Below are 18,458 nucleotides of genomic sequence, written 5' to 3' on the forward strand. Positions count from 1 at the left end.
CCATATGAGCCGCTCGGCAGCGCGATTATTAATTGTAGGCTGCGTTCATACATGCCTCCGGTTATACATTTCTCTCAAAAAACCACAATAATCCTGGCTATGGTTTGCTTGGCGTTACTGGCCAGCAACACGGTTGCTCGCGCAATAACTTCTGGGCAAAAGTCACCAGGAACGCACACTAAAATGCCAATTATCTGTAGGCCATTTCTGAATAGAGGCAGTTCGATAAGTTTGCCCACGCATTGACTTGACATGAACTCTGACTCCCCCTTAGCTAAACAAAAATATCAGAGCTAATTACGCACTCTGGATGTTTAAACTAATTGGCTTATCACTTTGCAACTTGAGTAGCGCTATATAAGTGACGGCTTGGCACTTACGTTGTGTTCCTGCCCGAAACGGATTTCGCTGCGCTCTATCAAGGAGAACGACATGACACATACCTCGGCAAAACCAGAACTTGGCGCTCCGTCTCTGGCGCAGAACCATGCGCATGGCATAGGCGTTATCGCCGCCGCTCACCTGCTAATTGATATACCGCCTTACGCCGGCATGGACGAAGGTGACCTGATCGAGCTGTTCTGGGACAGCTGCTACGTAGCGTCCAGGTCGCTCAGGGTCGCCGACGTTGGTCAACCCGTCAGCCTGCGGGTGCCAGAGAGTTTTATTCACAACGGCACTTCGCGGATCCACTATCGGGTCATGCAAGTCGGGCATGGCCCCGCGCTGTCAGCCACCAGACGGGTTCAGGTCAAACTCGGCTGCCCTGGCGGCCAGCCTTCGGAGGTCTGCGGCGAAGAAAATCAGGGGCTTGAACCTCTGGGCATCCCCGAGCCGATCCGCCGCCAGGGGGTCAACCCCAATCAGATCAAACGTGGCGTGCCGCTGACCATCGAGCCCTACCTGAACATGGCCGCCGAGGATGAGATCACCCTGCGTTGGGGTGACGTGCGTATAGACCTGCCTAAGGTCAAAGCCTGCGAGGTTGGCAAGCCGATCAATGTTTGGGTGCCCACCGCAGTCATTCTGGAGGCTGGGGAAGACAATCAACTGGAAATCACCTACTGCATCCTCGACCGCGTGGGTAACAACTCACGCTGGGCACCGGCCCGAAAACTGAAGATCGGTTGCGCCAACCCCTACAACAAAATACCCGTGAGAACGGTACTTAAAGCCGCCGAAACCAGACGCCGCTGAGCTCACACGCCCGCCTGCTCTGGGGCTACTGCTTCAGAGGCGGGGACATGACAGCAGGCCTTCTATGCATATTCCTAAAAGTTAGTTTATTAATTTTTTATACGCGATTAGGGTATATAAACCGGACCACCGGACATTCTTGTTTTTGATTTCGCCGCAGCTTTCGCGGCATATCCATGAGATGTGAGGTAGGTATGGTCAGAATCACCCCGGTGCACATCGCCAGGGCATTGCGTGCAGCCAAGGAGCGGCACTGATGTCTAATCTGGCAGATGCATCCGTCCAGAGTGATCTGGACATCGCCCCGCTGTTGTTGCCCGCACGTGTCTTGCGTGACGACGCTGAAGCTTTAAAAGCCGCTCATGAACTCGCTGATATTGCCCGCCTGCAAGCATCGCGGCGCGACCAGCAGCGCAAGTTGCCGTGGTCGGAAATAGAGCAGTTCACCCGCAGCGGCCTGGGCAGTATTTCCATTCCCCGTGAATTCGGCGGTCCGCAGATTTCATTCGTCACCCTGGCTGAGGTGTTCGCGATTATTTCTGCGGCCGACCCGGCGCTGGGGCAGATCCCGCAAAACCAGTTCGGCATTCTCAATGTGCTATTGGACAGCGCCACCGAGCGGCAAAAAAAGCAGTTGTTCCAAAGCGTCCTTGAAGGCTGGCGGATCGGCAATGCAGGGCCGGAACGCGGCACCAAAAACACCCTTGAACTCAAAGCCCGGATCACCGCCGCCGGTGATGGTTTCATCATCAACGGTCAGAAGTTTTACTCCACCGGCGCCTTGTTCGCCCACTGGATTGCCGTCAAAGCCCTGAACGACGAAGGCAAGCAAGTCATGGCGTTTGTCCGCCGCGGCGCGCCCGGCCTGCGCATCGTCGATGACTGGTCAGGCTTTGGCCAACGGACCACCGCCAGCGGCACCGTGCTACTCAACAACGTCCCCGTCGAAGCCGAGCTGGTTGTGGATAACTGGAGGCTGACTGAAATACCCAATATCCAGGGCGCCGTGTCGCAATTGATTCAGGCCGCCATCGATGCCGGCATTGCCCGCGGCGCCATCGACGACAGCATCAGTTTTGTCCGCGAACGATCGCGGCCGTGGATCGACGCCAACGTCGAACGCGCCAGTGATGACCTGTATGTCATCGCCGATATCGGCAAGCTGAAAATTGAGCTGCACGCCGCCGAAGCACTGCTGCGCAAGGCCGGGCAAGTGCTCGATCAAGTCAGAGCCGCACCGGTGACTGCCCAATCCGCGGCCCGCGCATCAATCGCTGTGGCCGAAGCCAAAGTACTGACCACCGAGATCTCGCTGCTGGCCAGTGAAAAGCTTTTTGAACTGGCCGGCAGCCGCGCGACCCTCGCCGAATTTAACCTCGACCGCCACTGGCGCAACGCACGCGTACACACCCTTCACGACCCGGTGCGCTGGAAATATCACGCCGTGGGCGCCTATCACCTGAACGGCACCTTGCCCGCCAGACATTCCTGGATCTGACGACCAGAACACTTTTGACCAGATCTCTGGAGAAACATATGACTATTTCTCAACACGTCGCGGTCATAAGCAGCGACGAACACGCCCTGATCGTTGCCAGCGACCTGGCCGAAGATTTCAAACGCGACAGCACATTACGTGATCGCGAGCGTCGACTGCCGTACCCGGAACTGGAAGTGTTTTCGCGCTCCGGCCTGTGGGGCATCAGCGTGCCGAAGGCCTACGGAGGAGCAGGCGTTTCCAACGTCACCCTGGCCAAGGTCATTGCCTTGATCGCCCAAGGCGACGCGTCCCTCGGGCAGATCCCGCAGAACCATTTTTATGCCCTCGAAGTGCTGCGGGTAAACGGCAGCCCCGAGCAACAAAAACGCCTCTACGCAGAAGTATTGGCCGGCCAGCGTTTCGGCAATGCGCTTGCAGAACTGGGCACCAAAACTGCTCACGACCGCGTCACCCGCCTGAACCGCGATGGCGAGGGTTATCGCATCAACGGCCGCAAGTTCTATTCCACCGGGGCGATCTACGCGCAACGAATTCCGACCTCCGTGGTGGATGAAAACGGTGTGCAGCAACTGGCCTTTGTGCCGCGCGACAGCCAGGGCCTGAGCGTGATCGACGACTGGAGCGGCTTCGGCCAGCGCACTACCGGCAGCGGTTCGGTGGTGTTCGATGACGTGTATGTCGCGGCCGAGGACGTGATCCCGTTCCAAAGCGCCTTCGAACGCCCGACCCCGGTCGGCCCGCTGGCGCAGATTCTCCACGCCGCCATCGACACCGGCATCGCCCGCGCCGCTTATGAAGACGCACTGCATTTTGTACGAACCAAAACCCGGCCGTGGATTGATTCCGGCAACGACAAAGCCACTGAAGACCCATTAACTCTCAAGAGCTTCGGCCACTTGAGCATTCGCCTGCACGCCGCCGAAGCACTGCTGGAACGCGCCGGTGAGTTCCTCGACAAGGCCCAGGCTGAAACCAACGCTAAAACCGTTGCCGCCGCGTCGATTGCCGTCGCCGAAGCCCGCGCCATCAGCACTGAAATTTCCCTGGCGGCCAGCAGCACCTTGTTCGAACTGGCCGGCAGCCAGGCAACCCTGGCCGAGCATGGTCTGGACCGCCACTGGCGTAACGCCCGGGTGCACACTCTGCACGACCCGGTGCGCTGGAAGTACCACGCGGTCGGCAACTACTACCTCAATGATGAAAACCCACCATTGCGGGGGACCATTTGATGAGCGAGCAGTTGAAAACAAGAAAAAAGATCCTGCTCAATGCGTTCAATATGAACTGCATCGGGCACATCAACCACGGCCTGTGGACCCACCCACGGGACAACTCGACCCAATACAAAACCCTCTCGTACTGGACCGAACTGGCGCAACTGCTGGAGCGCGGGCTGTTCGACGGCTTGTTCATTGCTGACATTGTCGGCGTCTATGACGTGTATCAAAACTCGGTGAACGTACCGCTCAAAGAGTCGATCCAGTTGCCAGTCAACGACCCGTTGCTGCTGGTGTCGGCCATGGCCGCGGTGACAAAAAATCTGGGCTTCGGCCTGACCGCCAACCTGACCTACGAACCGCCGTATCTGTTCGCCCGACGCATGTCGACACTCGATCACCTGAGCTGCGGCCGGGTCGGCTGGAACATCGTCACCGGTTACCTCGACAGCGCCGCCAAGGCCATGGGCCTGAGCGAGCAGGTCGAGCACGACCGGCGTTACGACCAAGCCGATGAATACCTGCAAGTGCTCTACAAACTCTGGGAAGGCAGCTGGGAAAACGACGCGGTGCTCAACGATCCACAGCAGCGGATCTACGCGCAGCCGGACAAGGTCCACAAAGTCCGACACCACGGCGAGTTCTATCAGGTCGAGGGCTATCACCTCTGCGAACCTTCGCCGCAACGCACACCGGTGCTGTTCCAGGCCGGCAGCTCGGATCGAGGCTTACAGTTCGCCGGGCGGCATGCAGAGTGCGTGTTTATCAGCGGGCAGAACAAGGCGTCGACCAAAGTGCAAGTGGACAAGGTCCGCGCCAGTGCCGCCCGGGCCGGTCGCAACCCGGAAGACATCAAAGTGTTCATGGGCCTTAACGTGATCGTTGGTGAAACCTGCGAGCTTGCATGGAAGAAGCATGCCGAGTACCTGAGCTACGCCAGCGCCGAGGCCGGTGTCGCCCATTTCGCCAGCTCCACGGGTATCGATTTTGCCGAATACGAACTCGATGAGCCGATCCAGTACGTGAAAAGCAACGCCATCCAGTCCGCCACCAAAACCCTGCAAAACAATGATTGGACCCGACGCAAATTGCTCGAACAGCACGCCTTGGGCGGACGCTACATCACCTTGGTCGGCTCGCCCGAACAGGTCGCCGATGAACTGGAATCCTGGATCGCCGAAACCGGCCTGGATGGCTTCAACCTGACCCGCATCGTCACCCCTGAAAGCTATGTCGACTTCATCGACCTGGTGATCCCCGAGTTGCAGCGCAGAGGGTCGTACAAGACCGCGTATGACCAGGGGAGCCTGAGAGAAAAGCTGTTTCACCGGGAGGCGCATTTGCCGCCGCAACACACCGGCACCAGCTATCGACATTAAATGCATCGCGGGCAAGCCTCGCTCCTACAGGAATCGCGATTGGCCACCATTTTTATATGCAACCCAATCACCGTAGGAGCGAGGCTTGCCCGCGAAGACGCCAGATCAAACACCACATATTTATGCACTGACTGGAAACCCATCATGAAAAACAAGCTCTTCAAACAACCAGTCAAAGCACTGGTCCTTGCCCTCGGACTCTTCAGCTCGGTCGCTTCTGCCTCCGATGCGCCGCTAAAAATCGGCACCACCGCCGCCTTCGCCATTCCACTGGAAGCAGCCGTTGAAGAGGCCGGCAAACAAGGCCTGAAAGTCGAACTGGTAGAGTTCAGCGACTGGATCGCGCCCAACGTCAGCCTCGCCTCTGGCGATATCGACGTGAACTACTTCCAGCACATCCCGTTCCTGGAAAACGCCAAAACCGCCGGCGGATTTGATCTGGTGCCGTTTGCCCCGGGAATCATCAACAACGTCGGCCTCTATTCGAAAAAATACAAAAGCCTGGACGAACTGCCGCAAGGCGCCAGCGTTGCCATCGCCAACGATCCAATCAACAGCGGGCGCGGCTTGCAACTGCTGGCCAAGGCAGGGCTGATCACCCTCAAACCCGGGGTCGGCTACAAGGCCACCGAAGACGACATCATCGCCAACCCGAAGAAACTGAAAATTCTCCAGGTCGAAGCCGTGCAACTGGTGCGCGCCTACGATGACGCCGATCTGGTGCAGGGTTACCCGGCCTATATCCGTCTGGCAAAAACCTTCGATGCCGGGTCTGCCTTGCTGTTCGACGGCCTCGATCACAAGGAATACGTGATCCAGTTCGTGATCCAGCCCAAGAGCAAAACCGATCCACGGCTGATCAAATTCGTCGACATTTACCAGCACTCGCCAGTCGTACGCGCAGCTCTGGATAAAGCGCACGGCAAACTCTACCAAGCCGGCTGGGAAGGTTAAGCATGATTACAGCGAACGCCCAACGCAGGCTGGACGACCAGCCACCGCAGAACGCCGAACAGACCGAACTGCACCCGGAACTGAACCGCGCCCATGTGCGCTTTATCGGCCTGGGCAAGACCTACGAAGGCCAGCATGGCCCGGTCAACGCTTTGCACGGTATCGACCTGGCAATCCAGCGCGGCGAAGTGTTCGGCATCATCGGCCGCAGCGGTGCCGGCAAGTCGTCGCTGATCCGCACCATCAATCGTCTGGAGCAGCCGAGCACCGGCCGGGTGCTGATTGATCAGGTGGACATCGGCGACTTCAATGAAGACCGTCTGGTGGCGCTGCGCCGACGTATTGGCATGATTTTCCAGCACTTCAATCTGATGTCGGCCAAGACGGTTTGGCAGAACGTCGAGTTGCCACTCAAGGTCGCCGGCGTGCCCAAGGAGCAACGCGAGCGCAAGGTCCGCGAACTGCTGGAACTGGTGGGCCTGCAAGACAAACACAAGGCCTATCCGGCGCAGCTTTCCGGCGGGCAAAAACAGCGCGTCGGAATTGCCCGCGCGCTGGTCCATGACCCGGCGATTCTGCTCTGTGACGAAGCCACTTCAGCACTGGACCCGGAGACCACTCAGTCGATCCTCGGCCTGCTGCGCGAGATCAATCAGCGACTCGGTCTGACCATCATTTTGATCACCCACGAAATGGCAGTGATCCGCGATATCTGTGATCGGGTGGTGGTGCTCGAACACGGAACGATCGTCGAGCAAGGGCCGGTCTGGGAAGTCTTTGGCAACCCACAGCACGAGGTCAGTAAAACCTTGCTCGCACCGTTGCAACACGGCTTGCCGGATGAACTGAAAAGCCGCCTGCAAGCGCAACCGCAGTCATCGGAAGCCTCCGTGGTGCTGCGCCTGCAATTCACCGGCAGCACGGCTGACGAACCGGATCTGGCAGCGTTGTTCAGCGCCCTCGGCGGCCGTGTGCGCCTGCTGCAGGGAGGTGTGGAGCGGATTCAAGGACACGTGTTGGGACAACTGCTGCTGGCGGTGACGAACTCGTCCCACGGTGCGCAAGAATTACGCCAGCGCGCCAGGCAATGGGCACAACAGGTCGAGGTGCTGGGCTATGTGGTTTGATCGTTTACTCCAGGGCTTCATCGACACCTTTCTGATGGTCGGCGTGTCATCGCTGATCGCATTGTTGGCGGGCATTCCGCTGGCGGTGATTCTGGTCACCAGTTCCAAGGGCGGAATTTATGAAGCGCCGGTGCTGAACCGGGCACTGGGCGCTTTCGTCAACTTGTTCCGTTCGATCCCGTTTCTGATTTTGATGGTCGCGCTGATTCCCTTCACCCGGCTGATCGTCGGTACCACGTATGGCGTGTGGGCTGCCGTAGTTCCGCTGACCATCGCCGCCACACCGTTTTTCGCGCGCATCGCCGAGGTCAGCTTGCGCGAAGTCGACCATGGCCTGATCGAAGCCGCCCAGGCCATGGGTTGCCGTCGCGGGCACATTGTCTGGCACGTGCTGTTGCCGGAAGCGTTACCGGGGATCGTCGGCGGTTTCACCATCACCTTAGTGACCATGATCAACTCATCGGCCATGGCCGGAGCAATTGGCGCGGGCGGGTTGGGCGACATCGCCTACCGCTACGGCTATCAGCGGTTTGATAGCCAGATCATGCTCACCGTGATCGTGCTGTTGGTGATTCTGGTGGCAGTGATTCAGCTAGGCGGGGATCGGTTGGCCAAGGGCCTGAACAAGCGCTGAGATCGCCTTGGAGAGTGTGTCGCCTGTCCTGACGCCATCGCGAAGCGGTCATGGCTTTTTCTGCGATGGTGAACCATGGGGTATATTCGACGAACTCACCCTCGCCCGCGCAGACAGCCATGAAACTCGCCCCGACTGACCTCAATCAGATCACCTCCACCACCTTGGGCCACTACAACGAGGTAGCCGAGAGCTTCCGCGAAGGCACTCGCGACCACGACGTCAGTCAGAACATCGCCGCGCTGCTGCGGCATATTCAAGGCGAAGCGCCGTTCAGCATCCTCGACTTTGGCTGTGGCCCGGGCCGCGATCTGCAAACCTTTACTCGTATGGGCCACACGGCCATCGGCCTCGACGGTTCGGAGCGTTTTGCGCAAATGGCTCGCGAAGACAGCGGTTGCGAGGTCTGGCAGCAGGACTTTCTCAAGCTCGACCTGCCCGCTGAGCGTTTCGACGGGATTTTCGCCAACGCAGTGCTGTTTCATGTTCCTGGGCAGGAATTGCCTCGGGTTTTAAAACAACTGCATGCGACCTTGAAACCGGGTGGTGTGCTGTTCAGCTCCAACCCTCGTGGCGAGAACCAGGAAGGTTGGAATGGCCCGCGTTATGGCGCGTATCACGATCTGGAGTCGTGGCGCGGGTTGTTGACTGAGGCGGGGTTTGTCGAACTGGAGCATTACTACCGGCCGGCCGGGCTGCCGCGCGAGCAGCAACCCTGGTTGGCGAGTGTTTGGCGTAAAGTTTGATCGCGGATTTTGGGCTGTCAGTGACATCCACCCCTCTCCCCAACCCTCTCCCCAGAGGGGCGAGGGAGCTGACCTGAGTGCTTTTTGGAGTTTCTGCGACCTGGAAGTCCGGGCTGGATACCCGTTTTGAAAGCGCAAAAACAAAGTTCACTCGAACTTTCAGGTCGCAGCATCCCCTGAGACCACCGCGGTCAGTCCCCTCGCCCCCTTGGGGAGAGGGCTAGGGTGAGGGGTGGTTTGCAAGCCGGATGCCCGAGTCAAAAAAATGTTCAATTTTTCTTCGGTTCCTTGATCTTGTACCAGGCCACATACAGCGCCGGCAGGAACAACAGCGTCAGCAGCGTCGCGATAATGATCCCGCCGATCATTGCGTAGGCCATCGGCCCCCAAAAGACTTCCCGAGCGATAGGAATCATGCCCAGACTCGCCGCCGCAGCGGTGAGCAGGATCGGTCGGCGGCGGTGCTCGGTGGCTTGCACCACTGCGTCCCACGGCGCGTAGCCATCGCGCTCATACTCATCGATCTGGGTGACCAGGATCACCGAGTTGCGGATGATGATGCCGATCAGCGCAAGGATCCCGAGAATCGCCACAAAGCCCATGGGCGTGCCAGTAGGGATCAGCGCCAGGACCACGCCGATCAGCCCCAGCGGCGCGACGCTGGCCACCAGGAACAGCTTCTGCACGCTGTGCAACTGGATCATCAGGAAAGTCGCCATCAGGAACAGCATCAGCGGCACGACTTTGGCGATCGGCCCTTGGGCCTTGCTACTTTCCTCTACTGTGCCGCCGGTTGCGACCGAGTAACCAACCGGCAACGCGGCGGCGAATTTGTCGATGTCAGGTTTCAACTGTTTGACCAGATCCGTCGGCTGGATCTCGTCGCGCACGGCCGCTTTGATGGTAATGGTCGGTTTGCGGTCGCGGCGCCAGACTAAGGGCTGTTCAAGCTCATACCGCACGCTGGCGAACGCCAGCAACGGAATAGACGTGCCGCCCGGGGTGACGATTTGCAGGTTTTGCAGGGTTTCCGGCGTACCGCGTTCGGCGTCTACGGCGCGACCGACCACGTTGATCAGGTAGATGTCGTCATGCACCTGAGTCACCTGCGAGCCACTGACGATGCTGTTCATCAGCTTCGCCACATCATCCGACGACAACCCCAACTGCCGCGCCTTGTCTTGGGCGATGTCGATGCGCAGGACTTTGCCCGGTTCGTTCCAGTCATAAATCATCTCGCCGATATGCGAGTTGTTGTCGAGCATGGTCGCCAGATCAATGGCGTGTTTGCGCACCTGGTCGATGTCCTTGCCGCTGACCCGATACTGGATCGGCCGGCCCACTGGCGGGCCCATTTCCAGCGCTTGAACAAAGCTGCCGATACCGACAAAGTCTTCGCGCAGGCGTTTGTTCAAGCGTTGCGTCAGCGCAGTGCGCTCTTTCAGGCCTTTGCTGACGATCACCAATTGCGCGTAGTAGGGGTTCTGCAGTTGCTGGTCGAGGGGCAGGTAGAAACGAATCGCGCCCTCACCGATGTAGGTGCTCCAGCGGACGATATCCGGATCGTCTTTTAGGGTCGCTTCGAGGCGGTCGACCGCCAGGCGGGTTTCGTTGATCGAAGCGTTTTGCGGCAAGTTCAAATCGACGAGGATTTCCGGGCGATCCGAGGACGGGAAGAACTGGTTCTGCACAAAACCCATGGAGAACACCGAGAGCACGAACAGCAACACAGTGATACCGATCGCCCACCAACGATTGCGCAAGCACCACAGCAGCCCGCCGTTGAAGGCGCGGCCGATGCGCCCTGGTTCTTCGGAGTGCGGTTTCACTTCGGTGCTGAGGATGTGCACACCAATGACCGGGGCGAACAACACTGCGACAACCCACGACACCAGCATCGCTACGGCAATGACCGCGAACAGGCTGAAGGTGTATTCACCGGCGGAGCTGGCGTTCAAACCGATGGGCACGAAGCCGGCCACGGTCACCAGGGTGCCGGTGAGCATCGGGAATGCGGTCGAGGTATAGGCAAAGGTCGCCGCATCCTCCTTGGACTCACCTTTTTCCAGGCGTGTAACCATCATTTCGACAGTAACCATTGCGTCGTCCACCAGCAGGCCGAGGGCGATAATCAAGGCGCCGAGGGAAATCCGCTGCATGGTGATTCCGCTGTATTCCATGAAGACGAAGACAATTGCCAGCGACAGCGGAATAGAGCAGGCCACCACCAGTCCGGCGCGCACTCCGAGGCTGATGAAGCTGACGATCAGCACGATCACCACGGCTTCGAACAAGGCGCTGGTAAAGCCACCGACCGCCGCTTCCACCACTTCGGCCTGATCGGACACCTTGTGCACGCCGATGCCCACCGGCAGGTTGGCGGTGAGGTCGTCCATGCGTTGATGCAGGGCCTTGCCAAAGGACTGAATATTGCCGCCCTTTTTCATGGCGATGGCCAGGCCGATGGCCGGCTGACCGTTGAAACGGAACATCGGCGTCGCCGGGTCGACGTAGCCGCGGCTGATTTCGGCGATGTCTGCCAGCCGATAGAAGCGGTCATTGAGCCGCAGGTTGACGTTGGCCAGGTCTTTCTCCGACGCAAACTGCCCCGAGGTGCGCACCGAGATGCGTTCAGGACCGGCCTCAATCACCCCGGCCGGGGTCACTGCGTTTTGCGCTTGCAGGCTTTGCACTACCTGACGTTGATCAATTCCCAGCGCCGCAAGTTTGCGTGTGGAGAAGTTCAGGTAGAGCACTTCATTCTGCTCACCAATCATCTCGACTTTGCCCAGGTTGGGCACTTCACGAATTTCGGCGCGCACCTGTTCCACGTAGTCGCGCAACTGGCGCATTGTCAGGCCGTCGGCGGTAAAGGCGTACACCGAGCCGAAGACGTCACCAAATTCGTCGTTGAAGGCCGGTCCTTGCAACCCCTGAGGAAAACTGCCACGGATGTCGTTGATCTTCTTGCGCACCTGGTACCAGATTTCCGGGATGTCCTTGGCGCTGGTGGTGTCGCGCAGGAACACGAACACGGTCGACTCGCCAGGTCGGGTGTAGCTCTTCACATAGTCGAGAGAGTCGAGCTCTTCGAGTTTTTTCTCGATACGGTCGGTGACCTGCTTGAGGGTTTCTTCCTGGGTCGCGCCGGGCCAACGGGTCTGGATCACCATGGTCTTGATGGTGAACGATGGGTCTTCCTCGCGACCGAGGTTCATGTACGAGAACACGCCCATCAGCAGCGAAACGAACATCAGGTACCAGACAAAGGACTGATGTTTGAGGGCCCACTCGGATAAATTGAAACTCCCTTTCATCGCGGGCTTTCCTCGTCGATTTTGACTTTCTGCCCCGGCTTGAGGCTGTTCACACCGGCGCTGACCACTCGTTCACCGGCCTTGACGCCGGTTGCCAGGACGACCGTGCTGTCATCGCGGCTGACCAGCGTGACGTCACGGGGCGACACGGTTTGCGTTTGGGCGTCGATGACCCATATCCGGCTTTTGCCGTCGACTTCCTGCACCGCACTGACTGGCAATTCGATACGCGGCTCGATGGCCGAACTGAGGGTCACGCTGATGGCGGTCCCCAAACGAAACCCCGGCGGTGTCTCGGCCAGAGTCAGGCGCGCACGCCGGGTGCGGGTCGCGCTTTGCGCCTGGGGTTCGATCTCGCGCACGGTGGCAGTGGTGTTGATGCTCGGGTCGAGCTGAGCGGCCACTTTGAACACCACATCGGCGGGCAACCGCTCGGCCAGGGTCGCGGGCAGGTCAATCACCGCTTCTTTGATGTCCGGCCGCGCCAGGGTCACCACTTGCTGGCCGGCGCTGACCACCTGCCCGGCTTCAGCATTCCAGGCAGTTACGATGGCCGCGTGGTCGGTGCGCAGTTCGCTGTAATTGAGCTGATCGCGGGCCTGGCTGACCGCAGCCTTGGCTTGTTCCAGCGAGGCACTGGTGGTTTTCAGATCAGTCTGGGCAACATCCAGCTGCGCCTGAGCGCCGACCCCGCGATCGAACAGTTCCTGCTGACGCCGGGCGTTGGCTTGGGCGTTGATCCATTGCGCCTCGATCCGAGCCAGATCGCCCTGACTGGCGCGCAACTGGTTCTGTTGATCGGTGGGGTCGAGGGTCGCGAGCAAGGCGCCCTTCTCGACTTGGCTGCCGACATCGACATTGCGGCTGGCAATCCGTCCCGGCACTCGAAATCCGATATTGCTTTCAAACCGTGCCTGAATGCTCCCGGCGAAACGTCCGAGGTTTTCTTGCGATTCCGATTGGACCTCAATGGAAAGCACCGGACGCACCGGCGCAGGCGGCGGCTCTTTTTTTGAGCAGGCGGCGAGCAGAACACTGGCCGACATCAGCATGAGCAGGCGCTTCATGGTTGGGCTCCTGGCGGTTGGGTCGGGTCCTTCGCAGGATTCGCGGCAATCTCCACCAGCATCCCGGGATGCAATAGCTGCCCACCGGCCGTCACGACTTTTTCGCCACCGTTCAAACCCTCGCTGATGATGACCTTACCGGTCAGGTAACGGGCAACCTTGACCGTGTGCAACTGCGCCTCGCCGTTCTCGTTCACCAGCCACACGGCGGGGTCGCTGAGTTTTTTGGTCAAGGCCGACCACGGCAGCTCCACGGCGGCTTTACCCGGTGCCTTGGCCGTGGCGCTGACCACCGAGCCCAGCTCCATGCCCGTCGGAAGCTCACTCAAGGTCACCTTGACCTGCACCGTGCCGGTTTGTGCGGAGACCGCCGGGGTGATTTCGCGGACCGTGCCAGCGGCCTTGATCTTCGGGTTGTCGAGTAGGCTGACGACCACCGTTCTATCCGTCGGCGGTTCGACCAATAGCGACTCGTAGACGTTGAACACCGCATCTCGCTCGCCGTCCCGGGCCAGGCTGAAAATCGGCACCGTGGCCTGCACCACCTGCCCGACTTCAGCCTGACGCGCCGTGATCACCCCCGGCGCATCGGCGATCAGCGAGGTGTAGCTGAGTTGCTCGCGGGCGTTGGCCAACTGCGCCTGAGCGGCGGTCAAGGCGCTCTGGCTGCTGCGTAACGCGGCCTGGGCGGAATCGTATTCGCTCTGGCTGGTGTAGCCCTTGGGCAATAGTTTCTGTTGTCGCACAAATGCCGCGCTGGTCTGCTTGACCCGCGCTTGTTCGGCGACAACCTGCGCCTGAGCCGAATCGACGTTGGTTTGCAGGTCTTTGGGATCGAGTTTGGCCAGTACTTGTTTGGCGGATACGCGAGCACCGACATCGACCATCCGCTGGATGATCTTGCCTGCGACACGAAACGACAACTCGGTCTGGACCCGCGCCTGGACATCGCCGGTGAGGGTGACCGACGCCGCGAAATTGGCGGGCTGCACCTCCTGCACAAACACCCGCGGGCGCAGGTGCTCGACAGGCTTTTTATCGCCGCACGCGGTCAACAGGGCAAAGAGACTCAGGCCAACGACCAATTTCAATCCGGGACCAGCCATGCAGACTCCTTTGCGTGATACGGGCGGACAAGCGACGATACGACTGTGAGCTTAGAACAGGGTTCCAGAGGTATGCCGTGATAAGAGCACACTTTGTGGCGAGGGCGCTTGCTCCTGTTCGGCTCAGTCCGCGTTCGGGTGCAGCAGTCACAAATCCAGTGCCCGGGAGAAAAATTTCTGCGAGACCGAAATCTTTAGGCAAGGGATGCTGGATGAGCAGACATAGCATTGGCCAGATTGAGGAAGAGGCAGATACCCGGCTAATGATTCTCCTGCATCAATCTTGGCGAATGTCTGTAATGGAGTTACGAGGTGAAGTGTTCCGGGAGGACTGTGGTCCCCTGCCAAGGTTGTTCAGTGCAGCCTTAGTTTCTGGATTCATCCAGTCATATTGATTCAAATCGATGCCCGGCGTCAGGGTCGGAGCGGAAGGATCATATAGTCCCGGTGTCAGCGACTCCCTCGGCGAGGGTTGAACAAGCGACGACCCTCGAAAACTGGAAGTATTTGAGGTCTGCGTAAATACCGTCGTCGCCTTTGCTTTAACCCCACGACTCGCACGCCAGCTCAAAAAGGTCGCGCCTCCTGCGCCGAGAAGCGACAAACCACCCAGCGCGGCGCCGACGTAGAGCAGGATTTTCGAATCTTCAGAGTCTGGATCACCAATATTCAAAGCAAGCCTGCCAACACCCAGAGTACCTGCGACTATCCCTGTTGTTGTTCCAACCACCTTGGCAAAGGCCCTGCGAGTAACCGGCCCCTTCTTTAATGATCTGACAGCCTCAAGAAAACTGATCGTGGGCAGTGCGCCCACCAACGTGCCGGCCAAACCGATTATTCCCAGCCCCAAAAATAACCATGACTCCAAAGATTCCCGCCCACTCGGATCACTCCGGTTAACCGGATCCCCCAAACAATATGCATACGGATTCAATCCGCCTCGACCAAACGGACTCAACCGATCCGGGCTATTGAAGCGCATCAGCACCGGGTTGAACGCCCGATGCCCATTGCCCAGCAGGTAGTGCCCGGTCACCGGATCCGGCCGCTCGCCATTAAAACCAAGGAGGCTGCTCAGGCCGCTTTCAGCGCGTCGATGGCCGTAAGGCGTATAGGCTGTTGGCAGGCGCTTAACCCCGTCGATGGCGTACAGGACTGAGCGTTGCTGATCGGTGGCCAGCAACTGATTATTGAGCTCCTCACCTTCTCGCTGCTGTAGCACGAGCAATTGAGTGCCTTGCTGGAACACCGTCCGCGATGCCAGCCCTTGAAGCTCAGTGGCTAGATGCGCACTGTTATAAAACCGCTGCACCTCTTCTTGCTTTGAGGGCAGAAGCCCGGTCAGCCGATCCAGCGCGTCGTAGACGTAACGGCACAAAAGCGTTTCCGGCATTTCCATGGCCTGATCCTTCGTGTGAAGAAGGCTCAGGTTGCATGGATATCAGACCGTCGACTACCTAGTAGAACTGCTAGGTATGCGCTTGATGGTTGCGCTAAGCGCAACGCGCCACGCCTGGTGCACAAAAAAACGCCGACGCTTTACCAGCCGTCGACGTTGAAACCTTGAAAGGGATTCTGCGTTAGAAAAAACGCGCTAAATCAGAACGCCGGCAATACTGCGCCACTGTATTTTTTCGCGATGAATGCTTTCACTTCCGGGCTGGTCAGCGCCTTGGCGAGTTTCTGGATGGCGTCGCTGTCCTTGTTGTCCGGACGGGCCACCAGGAAGTTCACGTACGGCGAATCGGCACCCTCAATGACCAGCGCATCTTTGGCCGGGTTCAGGCCAGCTTCCAGCGCGTAGTTGGTGTTGATCATGTCCAGGTCAACCTGATCCAGCACACGCGGCAGCATGGCCGACTCAAGCTCTTTGAACTTGAAGTTGTGCGGGTTGCTAGCGATGTCTTTCGGTGTGGCCAGAGCGTTTTTCGGGTCTTTCAGAGTGATCAGGCGAGCCTTTTGCAACAGGATCAACGCGCGGCCGCTGTTGCTGCCTTCGTTCGGGATGGCAATGGTCGCGCCGTCTTTGAGCTCGGCCAGGGTTTTGACTTTCTTCGAGTACCCGCCGAAAGGTTCGACGTGAACGCCGATCACGGTCACAAGGTTTGTGCCTTTGCCTTCGTTGAAGCTTTTCAGGTACGGCAGGGTCTGGAAGTAGTTGGCGTCCAGACGCTTCTGATCGACCTGCACGTTCGGTTGTACGTAGTCGGTGAAGACTTTGATTTCCAGATCCACGCCTTCTTTGGCGAGGGTCGGTTTGATCAGCTCAAGAATCTCGGCGTGTGGCACCGGCGTTGCGGCAACCACCAGTTTCTCGTTGGCCTGAGCCAAACCCGCAGTCAGGGCAGCCGCCAATGCGGTGAACAACAGAACCTTTTTCATGCAGTGTCCTTATCGAAAATCACAGTCGTCAGCGACGACGGCTTCAAGTGAGGTGCCAGTGAAATGCTATCGCTGGCGTGGTGCGGACAATACCGAGATTTTTTATTCCCGAACAATATCTTTTATTCACTTTCATATTCCATTTTGTTCATACAGGCGCCAACAGCTCTACAACGCAACCTGTAGCCGCTGGATAGTCTGTTCCAGCAACTGCTTGAGCGCGCTCAATTGTGAAGGCGTACCCGCGCTGATGACTTGCCCCACCTGTTGCTCGATCAACGGCAACGGCGCCAGGCTTTCCGGCAGGTTGAGATGCTCCGGCAGAATTTCGTCGCCACTGCTGACCAGCAGCGCAAAGTGAATGACGTTCTCCAGCTCACGGGTATTGCCCGGCCAGCTGTGCTGTTCCAGCAGTTGCTGCGCCGCTTCGCTGATCAACGGCACCGGCAGGTCCAGGCGCTGACTGTAGATCCCGAGGAAATACTCGGCCAATGCAAGAATATCGCCGACCCGCTCGCGCAATGCCGGTAACTCAAGTTGGCCTTCGCTGAGGTAATGATAAAGCCGCTCGTGAAACTTCCCGGCACTCACCGCCTGACCCAGGTCGATGCTCGTGGCCGCCACTAACCGCACATCTACCGGGCTAGGCTGTTGAGCTCCAACGCGGGTGACTTCATGGTTCTCCAGCGCTGCGAGCAACTTGATTTGGATCGGCAACGGCAGGTCGCCGATCTCGTCCAGGTATAACGTGCCGCCATTGGCCGAACCGAACCAGCCGGCCCGACTGCTGGCTGAACCGGTATAGCTGCCCGCGGCATAACCAAACAGCTCGGCATCGGCATACGTCGGGCTGATCGCCCCGCAGTTGACCGAGACGAACAAACCGCCGCGGTCGCTGGCACGGTGAATGTGCCGCGCGAGCAATTCTTTACCCGTACCGGTTTCACCTCGGATCAGCACAGAAATCGAGCGTGGAGCCAGCTGTTCGAGCTCTTGGCGCAGTTGCCGTGAACGTGGGTCGACGAATACCAGCGCCTTGGCGCGAATACTCAGCGGGCTTTTTTCCGCATCGGGAAAGGTCAGCAGCGGCTGACCGAAGGCTTCATGCAAACTCATGGCAGACTCCCGCCCAAATCCGCCGGGAGACGGGGGGCGTTAAAAAAATAAACGATTCAAGCGCGACGCAGGGAATGCTGTTCCATGCGATTTTGCAGACGGTAGAGGTAGGCGAAACCCTGCTCCCAGCGTTGGTGGCCAGATTTCACATTGATGTGGCCGGCACCCGCCAGAATCCCGGCTTCGGCGCCCCAGTTGCGGGCCAACTCAAGGGCACGGGCGGCGCTGACGGCGCTGTCGTTGTCCGAGCTGACAATCTGGCTGGGGAACGGCAGCAGGTGCGTCGGGATCGGCGCGAAGTTACGCAAGGCCGGTGCGCAGGCAGGGCGTTCGACATCAGCCGGCGCGACCAACAAGGCGCCGCGGACCTGGCGCAAAAAACTCATTGGCGCTTGGGCAGCCCAATGAGCAACAGTGATGCAACCCAGGCTGTGGGCGATCAGGATGACCGGCGTGCTGTCAGCGGCGATCGCGTCGGCCAGTGCTGCGACCCAATCTTCGCGACGCGGAGTCAGCCAGTCGTCCTGCTCCACGCGCGCGCTGTTGGGCAAACTGTTCTGCCAATGGCTTTGCCAATGGCTTTGCCAATGATCTTCTGGCGATCCTTGCCAGCCCGGCACGATCAGGTAGCGAATTGATTCGTTGCGCATGGGGAGCCCTCCGGCTACGTGTCTGTTCGAGACCGATTATAGGGACCGGAGTTATATTCGCTAAG

Annotated in this window: 15 protein-coding genes; 8 read left to right on the plus strand and 7 right to left on the minus strand. The window is 59.0% G+C overall.

From position 1 onward, the window contains the following. Positions 1–432 precede the first annotated feature (432 nt). The 8 genes from ACZYSM_RS19265 (at position 433) to ACZYSM_RS19300 (ending at position 8,755) form a co-directional block, all read left to right on the plus strand. Positions 433–1,197 carry a hypothetical protein gene (locus tag ACZYSM_RS19265; RefSeq protein WP_489073559.1) on the plus strand — a complete coding sequence of 255 codons (765 nt, stop codon included), beginning with the start codon at positions 433–435 and terminating at the stop codon, positions 1,195–1,197. 256 nt (positions 1,198–1,453) lie between these two features. Further along, the gene (locus ACZYSM_RS19270) at positions 1,454–2,695 is read left to right on the plus strand and encodes an SfnB family sulfur acquisition oxidoreductase (RefSeq protein WP_489073561.1); all 1,242 of its coding nucleotides are present in this window, start codon (positions 1,454–1,456) and stop codon (positions 2,693–2,695) included. A gap of 38 nt (positions 2,696–2,733) precedes the next feature. Next, complete coding sequence (locus ACZYSM_RS19275) at positions 2,734–3,927, plus strand: SfnB family sulfur acquisition oxidoreductase (protein ID WP_489073563.1); 1,194 nt, start codon at positions 2,734–2,736, stop codon at positions 3,925–3,927. A gap of 11 nt (positions 3,928–3,938) precedes the next feature. After that, positions 3,939–5,294, plus strand: coding sequence for an LLM class flavin-dependent oxidoreductase (locus ACZYSM_RS19280; RefSeq protein ID WP_489073565.1), 1,356 nt, complete (start codon positions 3,939–3,941; stop codon positions 5,292–5,294). Positions 5,295–5,438: 144 nt separating this feature from the next. After that, positions 5,439–6,248: a MetQ/NlpA family ABC transporter substrate-binding protein gene (locus ACZYSM_RS19285; protein WP_489073567.1), complete on the plus strand. Its 810-nt coding sequence runs from the start codon at positions 5,439–5,441 to the stop codon at positions 6,246–6,248. Between the two features lie 2 nt (positions 6,249–6,250). Beyond that, the gene (locus tag ACZYSM_RS19290; protein WP_489073569.1) at positions 6,251–7,375 is read left to right on the plus strand and encodes a methionine ABC transporter ATP-binding protein; all 1,125 of its coding nucleotides are present in this window, start codon (positions 6,251–6,253) and stop codon (positions 7,373–7,375) included. Continuing rightward, entirely contained in the window at positions 7,365–8,009 is a 645-nt protein-coding gene (locus ACZYSM_RS19295) for a methionine ABC transporter permease (protein WP_489073571.1), read from the plus strand. The genes ACZYSM_RS19290 and ACZYSM_RS19295 overlap by 11 nt, the downstream gene beginning before the upstream one ends. A 119-nt stretch (positions 8,010–8,128) precedes the next feature. Beyond that, positions 8,129–8,755, plus strand: a complete 627-nt coding sequence (locus ACZYSM_RS19300) for a class I SAM-dependent methyltransferase (protein ID WP_489073573.1) — start codon at positions 8,129–8,131, stop codon at positions 8,753–8,755. 269 nt (positions 8,756–9,024) lie between these two features. Here the strand turns inward: ACZYSM_RS19300 and ACZYSM_RS19305 are convergent, their stop codons facing one another. The 7 genes from ACZYSM_RS19305 to ACZYSM_RS19335 form a co-directional block, all read right to left on the minus strand. Then, the gene (locus ACZYSM_RS19305) at positions 9,025–12,072 is read right to left on the minus strand and encodes an efflux RND transporter permease subunit (protein WP_489073575.1); all 3,048 of its coding nucleotides are present in this window, start codon (positions 12,070–12,072) and stop codon (positions 9,025–9,027) included. After that, positions 12,069–13,139 (minus strand): efflux RND transporter periplasmic adaptor subunit, encoded by a 1,071-nt coding sequence (locus tag ACZYSM_RS19310; protein WP_489073577.1) that lies wholly within the window; start codon positions 13,137–13,139, stop codon positions 12,069–12,071. The genes ACZYSM_RS19305 and ACZYSM_RS19310 overlap by 4 nt, the downstream gene beginning before the upstream one ends. Beyond that, positions 13,136–14,245 (minus strand): efflux RND transporter periplasmic adaptor subunit, encoded by a 1,110-nt coding sequence (locus tag ACZYSM_RS19315; protein WP_489073579.1) that lies wholly within the window; start codon positions 14,243–14,245, stop codon positions 13,136–13,138. Before ACZYSM_RS19315 ends, ACZYSM_RS19310 begins: the two co-directional genes overlap by 4 nt. 277 nt (positions 14,246–14,522) lie before the next feature. Beyond that, the gene (locus ACZYSM_RS19320) at positions 14,523–15,644 is read right to left on the minus strand and encodes an RHS repeat-associated core domain-containing protein (protein WP_489073581.1); all 1,122 of its coding nucleotides are present in this window, start codon (positions 15,642–15,644) and stop codon (positions 14,523–14,525) included. Positions 15,645–15,844: 200 nt separating this feature from the next. Further along, positions 15,845–16,627 (minus strand): MetQ/NlpA family ABC transporter substrate-binding protein, encoded by a 783-nt coding sequence (locus ACZYSM_RS19325; protein WP_489073583.1) that lies wholly within the window; start codon positions 16,625–16,627, stop codon positions 15,845–15,847. A gap of 168 nt (positions 16,628–16,795) precedes the next feature. After that, positions 16,796–17,743: a sigma 54-interacting transcriptional regulator gene (locus tag ACZYSM_RS19330; protein WP_489073585.1), complete on the minus strand. Its 948-nt coding sequence runs from the start codon at positions 17,741–17,743 to the stop codon at positions 16,796–16,798. A gap of 56 nt (positions 17,744–17,799) precedes the next feature. Further along, the gene (locus tag ACZYSM_RS19335) at positions 17,800–18,393 is read right to left on the minus strand and encodes an alpha/beta hydrolase (protein ID WP_489073587.1); all 594 of its coding nucleotides are present in this window, start codon (positions 18,391–18,393) and stop codon (positions 17,800–17,802) included. Positions 18,394–18,458: the final 65 nt, after the last annotated feature.

Source organism: Pseudomonas sp. F220, from assembly GCF_057813935.1.

Bases quoted from the DNA above. Each gene is read 5' to 3' on its own strand.
- ACZYSM_RS19315 (WP_489073579.1), bottom strand. From the start codon at position 14,245: ATGGCTGGTCCCGGATTGAAATTGGTCGTTGGCCTGAGTCTCTTTGCC.
- ACZYSM_RS19305 (WP_489073575.1), bottom strand. From the start codon at position 12,072: ATGAAAGGGAGTTTCAATTTATCCGAGTGGGCCCTCAAACATCAGTCC.
- ACZYSM_RS19310 (WP_489073577.1), bottom strand. From the start codon at position 13,139: ATGAAGCGCCTGCTCATGCTGATGTCGGCCAGTGTTCTGCTCGCCGCC.
- ACZYSM_RS19290 (WP_489073569.1), top strand. From the start codon at position 6,251: ATGATTACAGCGAACGCCCAACGCAGGCTGGACGACCAGCCACCGCAG.
- ACZYSM_RS19320 (WP_489073581.1), bottom strand. From the start codon at position 15,644: ATGGAAATGCCGGAAACGCTTTTGTGCCGTTACGTCTACGACGCGCTG.
- ACZYSM_RS19275 (WP_489073563.1), top strand. From the start codon at position 2,734: ATGACTATTTCTCAACACGTCGCGGTCATAAGCAGCGACGAACACGCC.
- ACZYSM_RS19270 (WP_489073561.1), top strand. From the start codon at position 1,454: ATGTCTAATCTGGCAGATGCATCCGTCCAGAGTGATCTGGACATCGCC.
- ACZYSM_RS19335 (WP_489073587.1), bottom strand. From the start codon at position 18,393: ATGCGCAACGAATCAATTCGCTACCTGATCGTGCCGGGCTGGCAAGGA.
- ACZYSM_RS19285 (WP_489073567.1), top strand. From the start codon at position 5,439: ATGAAAAACAAGCTCTTCAAACAACCAGTCAAAGCACTGGTCCTTGCC.
- ACZYSM_RS19300 (WP_489073573.1), top strand. From the start codon at position 8,129: ATGAAACTCGCCCCGACTGACCTCAATCAGATCACCTCCACCACCTTG.
- ACZYSM_RS19295 (WP_489073571.1), top strand. From the start codon at position 7,365: ATGTGGTTTGATCGTTTACTCCAGGGCTTCATCGACACCTTTCTGATG.
- ACZYSM_RS19265 (WP_489073559.1), top strand. From the start codon at position 433: ATGACACATACCTCGGCAAAACCAGAACTTGGCGCTCCGTCTCTGGCG.
- ACZYSM_RS19325 (WP_489073583.1), bottom strand. From the start codon at position 16,627: ATGAAAAAGGTTCTGTTGTTCACCGCATTGGCGGCTGCCCTGACTGCG.
- ACZYSM_RS19330 (WP_489073585.1), bottom strand. From the start codon at position 17,743: ATGAGTTTGCATGAAGCCTTCGGTCAGCCGCTGCTGACCTTTCCCGAT.